Genomic DNA, 15,094 nt, shown 5'->3' on the forward strand with positions numbered 1-15,094 from the left:
AGAATTAAGCCAGTGATACACTGGCTTTTTTTTATGCGATTAACGGATTGAAGGAAAGACTGTGATTGATATTGGTGTAAACCTCGCCAGCAGCCGATTTGATAAAGACCGAGATGATGTCGTTACGCGAGCGCAGCTTGCTGGCGTCAGCGCAATGCTGCTGACAGGCACCGATCTGGAAACCAGCCCTCAGGCAGCTCTGCTGGCTGCTCAATATCCAGACTTTGCCTATTCAACGGCTGGCGTTCATCCGCATGATGCCAAATCGGTAGATGATTTATCACTGCCTACAATCTGTGAACTCGCGAGCCAACCCCAAGTGGTGGCAATTGGGGAGTGCGGTCTGGATTTTAATCGTGACTTCTCTCCACGCCCTCAGCAAGAAGCGGTGTTTGAAGCCCATCTTCGCCTTGCAGCGGAACTGAACATGCCGGTGTTTTTGCATTGTCGCGATGCTCACGAGCGCTTTATGGCGATATTGACGCCATGGTTACCAAAATTGCCGGGTGCGGTATTGCACTGTTTTACTGGGTCAGAAGACGAGCTTCGAGAGTGCTTGGATGTCGGGCTTTACATTGGTATCACGGGTTGGGTGTGTGATGAAAGGCGTGGAGAAGCGTTGCGAGAGATAGTGCCGCTAATACCCGATGATAGGTTGATGATTGAAACGGATGCGCCTTATCTATTACCCCGTGATTTGAAACCTAAACCTAAATCAAGTCGCAATGAGCCGTGCTACTTACCGCATATTGCGTCAACCATTGCTGTATTGCGTGAGCAAGACACAGAGCATGTGATCTCACAAAGTGTTGATAACACCCGTCGCTTATTTAAACTCTAAACGTTATTATTCGATCAAAGCACTTGGATTAAGGAGGATATCGTGACTGTATCCATTCAGGGCGCATTCCCGGCCCGTCGACTGCGCCGTCTGCGCAAACATGACTTTAGCCGTCGCTTAGTGGCAGAAAATCAACTGTCAGCGAGTGATTTGATTTACCCAATGTTTGTATTGATGGGTAAGAACCGCCGTGAACCGATTGAATCAATGCCAGGTATTGAACGCCTGTCTATTGATCTGATGTTGTATGAAGCAGAATACCTTGCAAAGCTTGGTGTTTCTGCCATTGCGCTATTTCCTGTCGTACCAAAAGAATTTAAATCCGCCAGTGCGGATGAAGCGCATAACCCAGAAGGCTTGGTTCAGCGTGCGGTACGTCTGCTGAAAGAGCATGTGCCGCAAATTGGCGTGATCACCGATGTAGCACTCGACCCATACACCTTGTCTGGTCAGGATGGTCTTACGGATGATGAAGGCTATGTCCTGAACGATGAAACCACCCAAGTGTTGATCCAACAGGCTTTGTCTCATGCAGAAGCCGGAGCGGATGTTGTTGCGCCATCAGACATGATGGACGGTCGCATTGGTGCTATCCGTGATGCGCTAGAAGAAGCAGGCTATATTCACACGCAAATCATGGCCTACTCTGCGAAATATGCGTCTGCCTATTACGGACCTTTTCGCGATGCAGTCGGTTCAGCGGCGAATCTGAAAGGGGGTAACAAGAAAACCTATCAGATGGATCCTGCCAATAGCGACGAAGCGATTCACGAAGTGGCGATGGACATTAACGAAGGTGCGGACATGGTCATGGTGAAACCGGGCATGCCGTATTTGGACGTCGTGCGCCGAGTGAAATCAGAGCTAAAAGTACCAACGTTTGCTTATCAAGTATCGGGTGAGTACGCGATGCATAAAGCCGCGGCTCTTAATGGTTGGCTCAACGAGCGTGAAACCGTGATGGAATCGCTACTGTGCTTTAAGCGTGCTGGTGCAGACGGTATCTTGACCTACTTTGCCAAAGATGTGGCGCGTTGGTTGGCGGAAGATCAGCAAATGGATATTCCAGATCTGCCAAATCAGGAAAGTGCCGAGTAATTCTCCGCACCGCCAAAAGAGAAAATGCCAGCTTATGCTGGCATTTTTCATTCAGGGGTTCACCATTTATCGCGTATCGCGTATCGCGTATCGCGTATCGCGTATCGCGTATCGCGTATCGCTTAAGGCGCGACATTTCGCTTGATGGGGTTTTGTAGCGAAATCAGTGTTTCCGTCGATTGCACCTCATCGATCGCCTGCAGCTTATCAATCAGTACATATTGCAGCTCTTCAATTGAGCGACACATCAACTTAACAAAAATGTTGTAGGCGCCTGTGGTGTAATAGGCTTCTACCACTTCATCAAGTTGCTGCAGCTTTTCTATTGCAGAGTGGTAATCACGCGCCGCATAGAGATTAATACCAATGAAACAGCACACGTCGTAACCCAAGGCTTTAGTGTTCACGAGCACCTCTGTGCCCGTGATGATGCCTGCGGCCTTCATCTTTTCCACGCGCACGTGCACAGTCGCAGGGCTGACTGAAAAGCGTTTGCCCATTTCAGCGTAAGGGACTTTCGCATCGCCCATCAATGTATGCAGGATTTGGCGATCTAAATCATCTAGTTTTGCAATTTCATTCATATCTATTCACTAAACTCCATGTTACCCGCAGTTTCCGTGCATGAAACTTGACCAAATGACAGGCTTGCCAATAGGGTGTCATATCAATGATACAGTCAGAAAGAATTTATCCATAATTCCTATGCGCCAGATATTTAAATGGTTTTTGCTCGCTTTTCTCTTGGTGAAAAGTGGTACAGCGTTAGCAGCCTATCAGGTTCTTGCTGTGCATTCCTATCATCCTGATTTTTTTTGGACGGAATCTCTTGTCCGTGGCATAGAGCAGGGCATAGAAGGGCAAGACATCGATGGGCAGAACATTGTTGTCGAGCACACCTACCTCGATACCAAGCGAATCCAATCATCCGAGTTTATGTCGGAGCTGAAAAAACTCTACCAAGCGCGCCTAAAAGACCATCAATACGACGCCATACTCACCACTGACAATGCGGCACTTTGGCTCGTAAATGCATTGGCGGCAGAGTTGGGGGATATTCCTGTCATTTTCTCTGGGCTCAATGTTCCCTCGTATGAACCTTTTCAAAATATTCAACGCTTGTCCGGTGTTGAAGAGCTAATTAACGTGCAAGACAACCTTGCACTCATTAAAACACTCCATCCCGATACCCAGCGAGTGTGGTTTGCCGTTGATGATGCCTTTTCTAGCCGAGCGTATTGGCAGGCGATCGAAAAACAATTGGTGCATGCCGATAACTTTGGGCTTGAGGTAAATCGTCTACATCAATTGAACTTTGAAGATTTGACCAAGCGTATTGCCGAGTTTGAACCTGGCGATGTGGTGATGTTTGTCTCTTACTTTAAGGACATCGATGGCGCGTTTATGACGCACGGTGATTTGCTAACCCAAGTGACCGAGAGAGCTAAGGTGCCAGTTTATGGTGCGAACAGTTTTATGCTGCCCTATGGCATTATTGGCGGCATGATGGTTGATGGCGAACATCATGGAAAAGTACAAGCACAGCTGCTGATAGAGGCATTACTGTCGCCCAATATGCCGCCGATTGTAACTGATGCGAATCAGCTCATGTTCGAATACAACACCGCGAAGAAAAAGCAGATTGATTTGACGCTGTTTTCTCAAGTGGTGGCGGTTAATCAGCCGCCATCATTTCTCTTCGCCAATCGCGATGCCATTCTCAGCAGCATGGCCATCATGCTGATAGCTGGCGTAATTATTATGGTGCTGACCAAGCATATGCGTCAGCAAAAACGAGGCGAACGTCGATTAGCGCAAAGCCGCGCTTTGTTCAAAGGGGTGTTTGACCAAAGCCATCAATACATTGCATTGCTTGATTACCAAGGGCGTGTGGTGTCTGCCAATGGCGCATTCCAACGTGTTTTCCCTCAATGGGAAGTGCGGGAGTCTATGCCGCTTTGGCGTTGGAATGATTGGCTCAGTGGTGACAGATTAAAACTGCATATCGAATCATTGATTGAAGGGCAAACCAGTCGCTTTGAAGCCTGCTTGCTATCCGCCCAGCAAAACGAAGTCATTCTCGATGTCGCATTGAAAGCCTTGCCTGATCATGGCGATGCGGATGCTCAGATCTTGTTTGAGGCAAGAGATGTTAGTCAGCGCAAATTGGCAGAGCAAAAGCTGCAGCGCAGTGAAGTGGAATATCGGATGTTGTATGAGCAACAACCTGTGATGCTGCTGACCATCGATCATCAATCACGCATTCAGTCTGTGAACCAATGCGCGACAGAGTGGTTAGGCTTCTCCAAACGCCACATGCTGGGGCACAAAGTAACGGACTTTTACGCTGATAATAGCTTGCCACCCCGCAGCCTGTTGGGTAGCAAAGACCGTCAGCGTTTTGGTATTTGGCGTCGTGAAATTCGCTATCGAACCAGTGATGGCCAAGAGCGCTGGATACGAGAAAGTGTTCGTTCAACACAAGTGCAATCACAGCTTCTGCTGGTGGGAGAAGACATCACCGAAAACCGCCGCATGGAAGAGCAACTGCGCTATCAGGCACAACATGACTTTCTCACCGGCCTCTTCAATCGCAACTATTTCGAACTCTGTTTGGGTGATGCCTTGCGTTCGGCAACGGACGAGTATTTCGTGCATGCCATGTTCTACATCGACCTCGATCAGTTCCGTGTGATTAATGACACAGTGGGCCATGAAGCTGGTGATGAGGCGTTAAAGCAAACGGCGCAAGCGTTACGAGAGATGCTCCCTGTCGGCGCGACGTTGGCACGTTTAGGTGGTGACGAGTTTGCCATTATTTGTTACCAATGTGACGAAGCACAAGCGTTAGAGCAAGGAAAGCAAATCCTTGATGCGCTGAGTGAAATGGATTTCTACTGGAACAACACACGTTTGGCATTAGGTTGCTCAGTCGGCATTCGAATGTTGGATAAAACGGCAGGTACGCAGCAGCAAGTGCATGCTCAAGCGGATACAGCGTGCTTTGCCGCGAAACACGATGGTCGAAGCCGTGTTCATCTTTATCGCCCTGATGACAAAGAGCTGCGTCGTCACGAACGTGAAATGGCGTTTGTGAATCAAATCCACGCAGCCCTTGCTGAAGATAGGCTCGAAGTGCACGCGCAGACGATTGAGAGTGTCTCTTCGAGGTTGAAAGAAAAGCTCTACTTTGAAGTCTTGGTAAGAATGCGAGACAGAGAGGGCAACCATGTTGCTCCTGGCCTGTTTATACCCGCAGCAGAGCGCTACAACATGGCACATCTGATCGACAAGCGAGTCATCGAAAAAACCTTGGGCTGGTTTGAATCCAATCCTGAGTGCATTGATGATATCGCGATGATTTCGATAAACCTGTCAGGACGCTCAATGAGTGATGCGGGCTTCATTGCATTTCTGATTGATGCTGTGACTACCAGCAAGCTTCCTAGTACTTCGATCTGCTTAGAAATCACCGAAACGGCGGCGATTGGTAATTTGACCGATGCGATAGAGCTATTCACTAAGCTCAAGCGGTTGGGGTGTACCATCGCATTGGATGACTTTGGCTCAGGCCTGTCTTCATTTGGTTACCTCAAGCGCCTGCCGGTGGATATCATCAAGATTGATGGTCAGTTCGTGCGTGATATTGCCGAAGACGAAACAGACTATGCCATGGTGCGTGCAATTCATGAGTTGGCGACACAGATGGGCAAGAAGACTGTCGCTGAATTTGTTGAGAATGAAGCCATACTAACCCGCTTAAAAACCCTTGGCGTTGATTACGCACAGGGGTATCACTTCAGCAGACCTAAACCGATGGAAGCGTTGATCAAAAGCGAATCGGCACAGCCGTCAATCCTGGCGATGAAATAAACGGCAGAGCGTTTGCTGTTTTCTTTACTCCAATTGGGCGCAGCTTACGGTTATACTCGCCGAGAATAGTTTGCCGGAGAACTCAGGTGCAGATTGCTTTAACCTGCGAAGCGCCAACGCGCCAAGACACCCTAGATATTATCGCTGAACGTTGGGGGCTTACCCATGAGAGCGATGCGATATTTGCACTGGTTTTAACCGAATCACGGTTAGAGCTTCGCAAATTAGATGAGCCTAAACTGGGCGCCGTATTTGTCGATCTGATTGGCGGCGCAGTCGGTCATCGCCGGAAATTTGGTGGCGGTAAAGGGCAGTCCATTGCGAAAGCGGTTGGTCTTAACAAAGGGGCAACGCCGACGGTACTCGATGCCACTGCTGGGTTAGGGCGTGATGCATTCGTATTGGCGTCACTTGGCTGTAAGGTTCAGATGGTAGAACGCCACCCTGTGGTTGCCGCGCTTCTTGAAGATGGCTTAGAACGTGCCAAGCTGGATCCTGAAATTGGCCATTGGGTTACTGAGCGCCTTTCCATGGTACATGCGTCCAGCCATGATGCGCTCGCCCAACTGGTTGAAGATTCGACCCGTGAACGTCCTGATGTGGTCTACCTTGACCCTATGTATCCGCACAAGAAGAAGTCCGCGCTCGTCAAAAAAGAAATGCGTGTATTTCAATCGCTTGTGGGTGCCGATCATGACGCTGATGGTTTGTTTTCTCCTGCTTATCAGTTGGCCACCAAACGCGTGGTGGTGAAACGCCCTGATTATGCAGAGTTTATTGCGGGTGAAACGCCTTCGACTCAGATTGAAACGAAGAAGAATCGTTTTGACGTATACGTGAAAGCGGCGATGCGCTAAGCAGGAAAAGTGACTGTGGCAAAGACGTTATGTGATTGGAAAAGTAAAGAAATCGAAAAAGACGTACTGGAGTTGGCGAAGCTTGTGAAAGCGCCTGAGTATGCGTGTCGTAAGTGTGCTCGTGTAGCGAATACCAAGAAAGTGCTGTGTAAGCCGATATATCTCAAACCGTAAATGGTTGTCTCGCGTTTTTTGCGCGACGTTTGTCCTCTTTTAACACCCTAACTCTAAAAACAAAAACGCCTCCAGAAGGAGGCGTCTGTCATTGGCGAGGATTACTCCATGCCTTTGACTAGCAGAACTGTCAGCAGACCGGTAACAACCGAAACCATCAAGCCTGACACTATGATCCAAGGTAACATATCCATGATTGGGCGTGCTCACTATCAAAAAGTTTGGACATCAATTTTTTACCTTCCTATTTGATAACAGCTACTTTGTCTTAACAATGCGTTGTAAATAGCCCTTAATGATTATTAACGTATTGAAACATATTGGGTTGTTTTTAATGCCTTTCGAGAATTATGTGAATAAAAAAACGCCCAGATGGGCGTTTTTTTGTGCGGGAAATGTTTCAGTCTTTGTGAGGTAGCGCGAGTTTTAACGCTTCACGTGAAACATGGTTGGCTTCACCTGATTCATTAAGCTTTTCAAGGGTATCGACTAACCATGCGTAGTCGGTGACATCAGGGCGAACATCAAGCGCTCTTTCAAAGTGCTGGCGTGCTTCTGCCCATTTACCTTCTCGGAAAAATAACTGACCCAAAGCACTGTGCGTGACCGGGTTGTTCTCGTTGTAGCGCAGCAAATCCTGCAATTTCAAGATTACGGGGTGATAGTCGGGCAGTGACAACTCAGACACCAGACCGATCAAGGTTTCATCCGGCTTCTTCTTCAGGTTCTCACGCAAAATAATGTAAGCCTCCGAATCTGCCTGTCTTGCGATCAGTTGTTTAACTAAACATGCGATCAGAGGGGTTTGCTGACGCGCTGCGCGAGATAGGCTGTTCCAATGAGCAAGAAGACCGTCGCTGCCTTTTTGAGTGGCGATATGCGCCATCAAGCCACATTCAGCTTTGATCTCAAGTTTGGCTGTCTCGTCCTCAGTGATGGCTTTTACACGCTTGAGTGACGGTAGTAAACGCAACAGAGCTTGCCAGTCTTGAAGCTGCAGGTAGGTATCTTTCAGCAAGTTAAGCAAGATGGCATTGCGAGGGTTTGCATCAACTAGGCCTTGAAGGCTCGCTAGTGCTTCTTCGTATTGGCCTTGGCGATATTGTAGTTTGGCGCGCGTTAGCGCCGTTGCCAGGCTGTCAGCACCAAAATCGGCAGCTTGTTGCAAGTAGCGGTCGCGACTATCCACATCACCACGGCCTTGCGCTGCTTCTGCCGCGGCTAAGTAGTTCAGCAGTGGCGCATCACTAAAACTAGCGCCTTTTACTACCAGCTTCTCGGCTTGCTTCCAATCACCTTCTAGCAGCTTAACCAAACCTTGGTTCGTGAAACTGCGTGCTTTTTTACTCTTGCGGCCTGAAAACCAGCCACGTGTAGAGCTAGACAACGAGAGTAGCTTGCGAATAACTAGCTCGAGTAGAAACAAGGCACCAAACGCGGCAATCACCACAATCACCAGTGTTGTCAGGCTCATTTCAATGGTTTGATTTGCCGCAGAGATCAGCACATAGCCTTGGTTGCCCGCCAAGTCCGGGCCAACAACCAACCCTGCAATAAGTGCGATGACTAATAGGAGGATTTTGATCATTGGCTAGTCCCCTCTGCAGGCAATGGTGCGAGGTCTCGGCGCAATCGGTCTGCCAACAAATCACTCACTAGCTGCTGACTCTCAAGGGCTTCAGGGTAGCTCACTTCGATGGTCTGTTTGCTGAGCGTGTCGAGTGTGCTGATAAAGCTTTCGGTGATCTTGGCATCTTGATTGTAAAAACGGGCAGCCCACTCTTCCGCAGTCTTAATGGACTCTGCGTACAAGCGTCCATTTTCGCGATAAACCGCAGTGATGGCCTGATCCAGTTTCGCTTTAAGGTTCTCTTGCAAATAGAAGGTTTGAGCTGGCGTGAGCAATGGCACTACATCACCTTCGCGCTTGCGATAAGTAATGAATTGGCTGACGAAGTCACTCATGGATGCTTTTAGGTTTTGCTGCCAATCATCAACATTGCCGGATACTTGTTCAGGCGCAACAACTTCGCCCTCAGGTAAAATGGCATTGGCTAACGGCAGTTTGTCCACCTCTTGTTGCAAGCTATTGAGTCGCAGAACAATACCATCACGGTCAATTCGTTTAATGGCTTTGAGTTGTTGAATGTCTTTCGCCATCGCCTGGCGCAATGGCGTCAGAGAGGGGTCATTCAATGCCGCAATACGTTGATCGGCGGTTTCCATCAGAGTCGTGGCAGTGAGCACATCATGCTCTAGCCATAATTGGCGACCCGCTTGATTGACCAAGTAGTCAGCTTCAGCAAGCAACCAGTCATTAGGGCGGCGGCCTTTCACGTCAGCCAGTGCAGATTGAAGGCTAAGAATGGTTTTGTCTTGTTGGTCGATCAGCACGCGAGTATCTTGCGTGGCTTTTTGCACTGCATTCTGTGTTTGCGTTTCGCTGTTAGCGAGTGCTGTTTTCAGCTCAGACACTTGTGTGCTAAGTGCTGCCATACCAGCGTTCAGTTGTGTTGATTGCTGGTGACCGTGGTAATAAAGGCCGCCACCGAGTGCGATAACCAACACGATAGCGACAACAGCCAATCCGCGACCACTTTTGTTTTTCTTCACAGGGGCGGAGGGTTGCGAGTCTTTTGCAGGCGTTGAGGCTGGTGAAGACGATGCTTCCTCAGTCGGTTTAGACACCTTGGTGTCGGCGGTAGAACGAGAGTTGGTGGCATTGTCAGACGCATTCTTCGCCGTGTCTTTGGAGGATGCTGGCGCTGTTGTGTCTTTCTCCGTGCCCGAAGGTTTATTCTTATCTGTCATCCGAATGTCCCGAGTTGTTCATCTCGTATAAAGCGCGTAGCAGCGACTGATTAGATGCGCTGTTTACGCAGTTGATTGCAGAAAAACCAAAGCCAATTGCTTGATTGTAAATCCGTTTGCTTGGCACCAGTATATGGCATTCTTTTAACCATTGCTGGTCACACTCTGAGATTGTCTGGCATAAAAGTGAAAGTTGTTCTCCACTGGTTACCACCAAGGTATCGACGAGCTCTTTGCGCCATTGTGTGGCTAACGATGATAGGGCGTCTGCGTTCCAGTGTCGTTGATAGGCTTCAAAATAGCGTACCTTGACCCCATTTTCAGCGAGGTTGTCTCCTAGCAAGGTTCGACCGCCGTTCCCTCGAAGGATCAAGACATTGAGGGCATCAACTTTTGAAAAAACAGGTAACGACAGCATACCTTCACTGTCTTCGGTTGGGGGCTGAATGGCATCAACTTGGCTGAGAGCATGCCAAGTGTTGGCGGTTTTTTCACCCACCGCCACGAAATGAAGATCCTTGCGCCAAGGGGTATGCTGCTCGGTTAAATGAGCTTGTGCATATTCAACAGCGCGAGGACTCACGGCCACCACGACACTGCCGCTGGGCAGTGCGTTAAGTGTATCTGAGAGCGTTGGGAGGTCGGCGCCAGCAGAAAAAGACAACAAAGGCGCGGGCAGCGCCTTTATTCCAGCGTGATTGAGGCTGTCGACCAGCTCATAGCACGCAGGTGCTGGACGGACGACCACGACGGTCATATTTCGTCCTGATACAGTTTTTCAAGAATAGGGCGGGCGCCTTCTGCCAGTAATTGCTCGGCAAGACCTGTGCCTAACTCTTCGGCTTTTTCTAGTGGTCCAGTCACTTCACCGCGAATGATTTCGCTACCATCGGGTTCGCCGACCAATGCGCGTAAATAGATTTGATCGCCTTGGATTTCAGAGTAGCTACCGATAGGCACCTGACAGCCGCCTTGTAGGCGATTGTTCATTGCACGCTCACAGAGCACGCGATAAGTGGTGTTGGCATCTGATAGCGGCTCAAGCAATGTGCGTACACGCTCATCATCGAGTCGACATTCGATACCCACTGCGCCTTGTCCAACGGCAGGGAGGATTTCTTCAGGTTCGATTTCGTTACGAATACGATCGTGCAGACCGAGACGTTTCAAACCTGCAGCAGCAAGAATGATGGCGTCGTACTCACCATTGTCGAGTTTACCTAAGCGTGTTCCGACGTTGCCGCGCAAATCGTTCACCACCAGATCAGGGCGCATTTCACGAACTTGACACTGACGACGTAGGCTAGATGTGCCGACAATCGCGCCTTGTGGTAAATCACTTAGGCTTTCGTAGCGGTTGGAAACGAAGGCGTCACGCGGGTCATCACGCTCACAAATTGTCACCAATCCCAACCCTTCTGGGAATTCGACGGGTACGTCTTTCATCGAGTGAACGGCAATATCTGCACGCCCTTCGATCATGGCTTGTTCTAGCTCTTTCACGAACAGGCCTTTACCACCGACTTTTGCCAGCGGTGTGTCGAGAATAATGTCGCCCTTGGTCACCATAGGTACCAGTTCGACAATCAAACCCGGGTGCGTAGCTTCAAGGGCAGCTTTTACATACTCTGCTTGCCACAGCGCAAGTGGGCTTTTGCGTGTTGCGATGCGGATTGGCGTTGAATTCATAGTGGGGTCCATGTGATTTTCATTCTCTCATCGTATCACCGCTTCTTATTTCCAAACCACCTCAAGATAAAGGTTTTCAGAGGTCTGTCGGTGCATATGATGCGACGTAAGGGAGACTTATTGGCTGAAATAAAGACCAAATATTCAGACGTCGACAAAAGAGTGCCAATAAAGCGCGCAGGAAAAAGAGTATTAAGTGAGGCTTGATGATGTCGATAACGGGGACAAATCTTATTGGAGGGCAATAACCGCGGGGCAAAACGTGCGAAGCGTGGCGGCGTAGACTATCCTGTGTGATATGGATCAAATAATAACGGTCGATATAGGGTGTGAAATACTACTTGGTTCACCTTATTTCGAATCAAATTTGAGATAGATCGTAATGTATCTCACAGTTTTGTTCACAGAGTGAGCGAAGTGATGCGGAAAAATCGCGTCGTTGGTTGCTTTACGCTCCGAGTAAAAACTGTTAGATTGATCACGTTTTTATCCATGGGCCTCGCGGTAGTAGTAATTCGGTGAGACCTGTTTCGTTGACTAGGATGTCGGCAACTTTGGATGTTAATCTTGCAAAACTATGTTGATCAGCAAATAGAGCGTCTTGACGCCTTCAATCGAGTGAGATTGGAGCGCGCACGAAGCGCAATGCACTCTCAGGCCGTTAACGTATTTAACGTATTGCCTGCCTTGCTGCACTTTAATCATCCTGCCGTTCCTGGCTACCTTGAGCGCAGTGTCGTTCATGGCATTTCTAGCTTCACCCTTTCCGACACACAATGCGATTTCGTGAATGATTGCGCGTTGGCATCTAATACGTCGGCACCCGAAAAACCGCTCTCTCAAGATTTCCCCATTAAGGGCATGTTCTCTATGGGCAGTACTGCGTCTATGGGACAAAGCCTGAGCAGCGATCTTGATATTTGGGTGTGTGTGCAACAGTGGGTGAGTGAAGAAGAGCGCAGTATGTTGGATGCGAAGTGCTCGTTGATTTCCGATTGGGCCATGGCACAAGGCGTTGAAGTGAACTTCTTCGTGATGTGTGAGCAGCGTTTCCGTCAAAACCTTGCACAGGAAATGACCTCAGATAACTGTGGTTCAAGTCAACACTACCTTTTGCTAGACGAATTTTATCGCTCAGCCGTGCACTTGGCAGGCCAACAGCTTCTTTGGTACTTGGTGCCGCCGGAGATGGAAAACTGCTATGAAGAGTACGTGGGTGAGCTGATCGCCAATGGTTCACTTCGCCGTGATGATTGGGTCGACTTTGGCGGTTTGCCATCGATCCCTGCCGAAGAGTATTTTGGCTCTAGCCTTTGGCAACTGTATAAAAGTATCGATTCACCTTATAAATCGGTACTCAAAGCGATTTTGCTGGAAGCTTATTCTTGGGAATATCCGGGCACTCAGCTTCTAAGCGTTGACGGCAAACGCCGTTTCTTCTCCGGCATGCTGGACGTGTACCAGTCAGATGCGTACTACCTCATGTTAGAGAAAGTGACTCGCTATCTTGAGCGCATTGACGATCACCGCCGTCTGGATTTAGTGCGTCGCTGCTTCTATCTTAAAACCCACGAAAAACTGACTCGTGAGCCAGGACCTGGCTCTGTGCCTTGGCGTCGCGAAGTATTGTGCGTGCTGACGCGAGAGTGGGGATGGACGCAGGACGATATTGCTCGGTTAGATAACCGTCGCAACTGGAAAGTAGAAGAAGTGAAGGTTGCTCACAATGAGCTACTAGAAGCTTTGATGCTGAGTTATCGTAACCTGATCCGCTTTGCACGCCGCAATGACATCACCTCGGCTATTAGCCCTGAAGATATCAGCATTTTGGCTCGTAAGCTTTATGCGGCCTTTGAAGTGTTGCCGGGTAAGGTCACTTTGCTTAACCCTCAGCTTTCGCCAGATTTGCATGAATCCGATCTAACCTTGATTCAGGTGCCTGATGGTCGTAACAACCCGCCGGGTTGGTATTTGTATAAGCAATCACTCAAGCCGGTAGATATTATTGGTCGTGCCCCCTTAGAGCATAACCGCTATCTATCTAAGCTGGTTGCTTGGGCTTATTTCAATGGTATGTTGACCGAATCAACCTGTTTGCATTCTGTCGCGCGTACCAGCAACGTTGACATTGATAAGCTCTATCAGCTTGTCAGCGACATGCGAAATACCTTTACGGTGCGTCGACCGCAACCGTCTCTGCAAGCCTTATCCAGCCCATGTGAAATTCGTAAACTGGCGTTGTTTATCAACCTTGAGCAAGACCCCACTTCCGAATTGAAGCAACCGTCAGTCCGATTCGATTTCAAAAACACCGACATCTTTAGCTACGGTGCTGAGCAGCAATGCTTGGTGGGCAGTGTGGATTTGGTGTATCGCAATAGCTGGAACGAAGTTCGTACCCTGAACTTCAAGGGCGACAATGCGATGTTGGACGTGTTGAAAACCTTATTGGGTAAGATGCACCAAGACGCCATTCCCCCTGAGTCGGTGGATGTGTTCTGCTACGCAGGAAAAATGCGTGGGCTTATCCGTAATTTGGTGTATCAACTGGTGGCCGAGTGTATCGACATGCGTTTAAAACCTGTTGATCAGGAAAAACGCCGTCGCTTTAAGGCGATACGTGTGGCTGATCAAACCTTTGGTTTGTTCTTTGAACGTCGCGGTGTGTCGGTTCAGAAACTCGAAAACTCAGTGGACTTTTATCGCTCGATATCTACCAATAAGATCAATGGTTCGCCATTGGTGGTGTTGGATAAAGAAGGTGAAGTTCATCCGCCAGAAGTGGTGGATGCTTATGCGAGTGAAGGTCTTATCCAGTTCTTCTTTGAAGACTGCAAAGAAGGGTTCAATATCTACGTGTTGGATGAAAACAACCGGGTAGAAATGTACCGACAGTGCAGTGGTGATAAAGAAGAAATGGTGCAAGGGGTGAACCGTTTCTACACTTCGTCACAAGAGAAAGTGAGTTTTAGCGGGCAAGCCGTTAATTTCAACCTCCCACAGTTCTACGACATTATTCATCAAGCGGATGGTCGTGCGCAGGTGATCCCATACAAGAGTGATCGCCAGTGGCAACGCGGTGCAGAAATGCGCAGTGAGCCCGCGCAGATCGCGTCAAGATAGTGCATTGAGATAGTGCATTGTGTCGCTGTTCGCCAGAGGCGGTCAGCGACATCATCAACCAACCCTAATCACCAATTCACCGCTTCTCCAGCGTGCTTGCTGCACTCTTGCTTCACCATGTCGCTAAATTCCATGTCTGTTTTACTACATAGCCATTTACCGTCTTTGTAGCCAAAGTGAAAACCACCTGATTTTGATGCCAACCAAATTTCTGACATCGGCTCCTGACGATTAATGATGATTTGACTGCGGTCTTCGAAATCCAGCGTCAAGACATTCCCAGATGTCTCGTAATCGATATCCGCACCACATTCATCGATGCCTTCTTCTATGGCCATCCATTCTGCGTCGACAAGATCGTGGTATTCGCTTGCGTTCATTGTATTCCGTCCTATTGCTTTTCAGTGTGTTGATGCGATTATAGAGGTCATTAACTTTTGGATCACTGGCATAAATGATGCGAACAACCCTGAAATTTGCTGTGTTAGCAGCATTTACCCTGCTGTCGGCATGTGGTCAGCAAGGACCTCTTTATTTTCCCGAAGACGCGCCAGCGCAAAATGGTGCGCCAGTAGACTCGGAAAACACACAGGATACGCAAGCTCAGGGCGTTGATCAGCCATAATAT

Annotated in this window: 13 protein-coding genes; 7 read left to right on the top strand and 6 right to left on the bottom strand. The window is 48.8% G+C overall.

Annotated elements, in window-relative coordinates; genetic code table 11:
* Positions 1-61 precede the first annotated feature (61 nt).
* Both tatD and hemB read left to right on the top strand, forming a co-directional pair.
* Complete coding sequence (gene tatD, locus LRP50_RS21165; RefSeq protein WP_274166420.1) at positions 62-841, top strand: 3'-5' ssDNA/RNA exonuclease TatD; 780 nt, start codon at positions 62-64, stop codon at positions 839-841.
* 42 nt (positions 842-883) lie between these two features.
* Positions 884-1,939: a porphobilinogen synthase gene (hemB, locus tag LRP50_RS21170; RefSeq protein WP_274166421.1), complete on the top strand. Its 1,056-nt coding sequence runs from the start codon at positions 884-886 to the stop codon at positions 1,937-1,939.
* Between the two features lie 122 nt (positions 1,940-2,061).
* Here the strand turns inward: hemB and asnC are convergent, their stop codons facing one another.
* Positions 2,062-2,523 (bottom strand): transcriptional regulator AsnC, encoded by a 462-nt coding sequence (gene asnC, locus LRP50_RS21175; RefSeq protein ID WP_274166422.1) that lies wholly within the window; start codon positions 2,521-2,523, stop codon positions 2,062-2,064.
* Positions 2,524-2,644: 121 nt separating this feature from the next.
* Between asnC and LRP50_RS21180 the strand changes: the two genes are divergently transcribed.
* From LRP50_RS21180 to LRP50_RS21190, 3 genes are all read left to right on the top strand, one after another.
* Positions 2,645-5,812: an ABC transporter substrate binding protein gene (locus LRP50_RS21180; protein WP_274166423.1), complete on the top strand. Its 3,168-nt coding sequence runs from the start codon at positions 2,645-2,647 to the stop codon at positions 5,810-5,812.
* An 86-nt stretch (positions 5,813-5,898) separates the two neighbouring features.
* Positions 5,899-6,669, top strand: a complete 771-nt coding sequence (locus LRP50_RS21185) for a class I SAM-dependent methyltransferase (protein ID WP_274166424.1) — start codon at positions 5,899-5,901, stop codon at positions 6,667-6,669.
* A gap of 15 nt (positions 6,670-6,684) precedes the next feature.
* On the top strand, positions 6,685-6,843 hold the full coding sequence (locus LRP50_RS21190) for a hypothetical protein (RefSeq protein WP_274166425.1): 159 nt from the start codon (positions 6,685-6,687) through the stop codon (positions 6,841-6,843).
* A 400-nt stretch (positions 6,844-7,243) separates the two neighbouring features.
* Here LRP50_RS21190 and LRP50_RS21195 read toward each other — a convergent pair whose 3' ends face one another.
* Genes LRP50_RS21195 through hemC form a run of 4 tightly spaced genes read right to left on the bottom strand, consistent with a single transcriptional unit; the run spans position 7,244 to position 11,343 of the window.
* Complete coding sequence (locus LRP50_RS21195; protein WP_274166426.1) at positions 7,244-8,431, bottom strand: heme biosynthesis HemY N-terminal domain-containing protein; 1,188 nt, start codon at positions 8,429-8,431, stop codon at positions 7,244-7,246.
* A complete protein-coding gene (locus LRP50_RS21200; protein ID WP_274166427.1) occupies positions 8,428-9,654 on the bottom strand; it encodes a uroporphyrinogen-III C-methyltransferase in 1,227 nt (408 codons plus the stop codon). The genes LRP50_RS21195 and LRP50_RS21200 overlap by 4 nt, the downstream gene beginning before the upstream one ends.
* Positions 9,644-10,411: a uroporphyrinogen-III synthase gene (locus tag LRP50_RS21205; RefSeq protein WP_274166428.1), complete on the bottom strand. Its 768-nt coding sequence runs from the start codon at positions 10,409-10,411 to the stop codon at positions 9,644-9,646. The genes LRP50_RS21200 and LRP50_RS21205 overlap by 11 nt, the downstream gene beginning before the upstream one ends.
* Entirely contained in the window at positions 10,408-11,343 is a 936-nt protein-coding gene (gene hemC / locus LRP50_RS21210; protein WP_274166429.1) for a hydroxymethylbilane synthase, read from the bottom strand. The genes LRP50_RS21205 and hemC overlap by 4 nt, the downstream gene beginning before the upstream one ends.
* A 567-nt stretch (positions 11,344-11,910) precedes the next feature.
* On the opposite strand from hemC, the gene LRP50_RS21215 reads away from it, so the two are divergent.
* Complete coding sequence (locus LRP50_RS21215) at positions 11,911-14,466, top strand: class I adenylate cyclase (protein WP_476397367.1); 2,556 nt, start codon at positions 11,911-11,913, stop codon at positions 14,464-14,466.
* 68 nt (positions 14,467-14,534) lie between these two features.
* Here the strand turns inward: LRP50_RS21215 and cyaY are convergent, their stop codons facing one another.
* Positions 14,535-14,846 carry an iron donor protein CyaY gene (gene cyaY, locus LRP50_RS21220; protein WP_274166431.1) on the bottom strand — a complete coding sequence of 104 codons (312 nt, stop codon included), beginning with the start codon at positions 14,844-14,846 and terminating at the stop codon, positions 14,535-14,537.
* 74 nt (positions 14,847-14,920) lie between these two features.
* On the opposite strand from cyaY, the gene lptM reads away from it, so the two are divergent.
* Positions 14,921-15,091, top strand: a complete 171-nt coding sequence (lptM, locus tag LRP50_RS21225; RefSeq protein WP_274166432.1) for an LPS translocon maturation chaperone LptM — start codon at positions 14,921-14,923, stop codon at positions 15,089-15,091.
* Positions 15,092-15,094 lie beyond the last annotated feature (3 nt).

Source organism: Enterovibrio gelatinilyticus, from assembly GCF_028683095.1.
In the GTDB taxonomy this organism is placed as follows: Bacteria; Pseudomonadota; Gammaproteobacteria; order Enterobacterales; family Vibrionaceae; genus Enterovibrio; species Enterovibrio gelatinilyticus.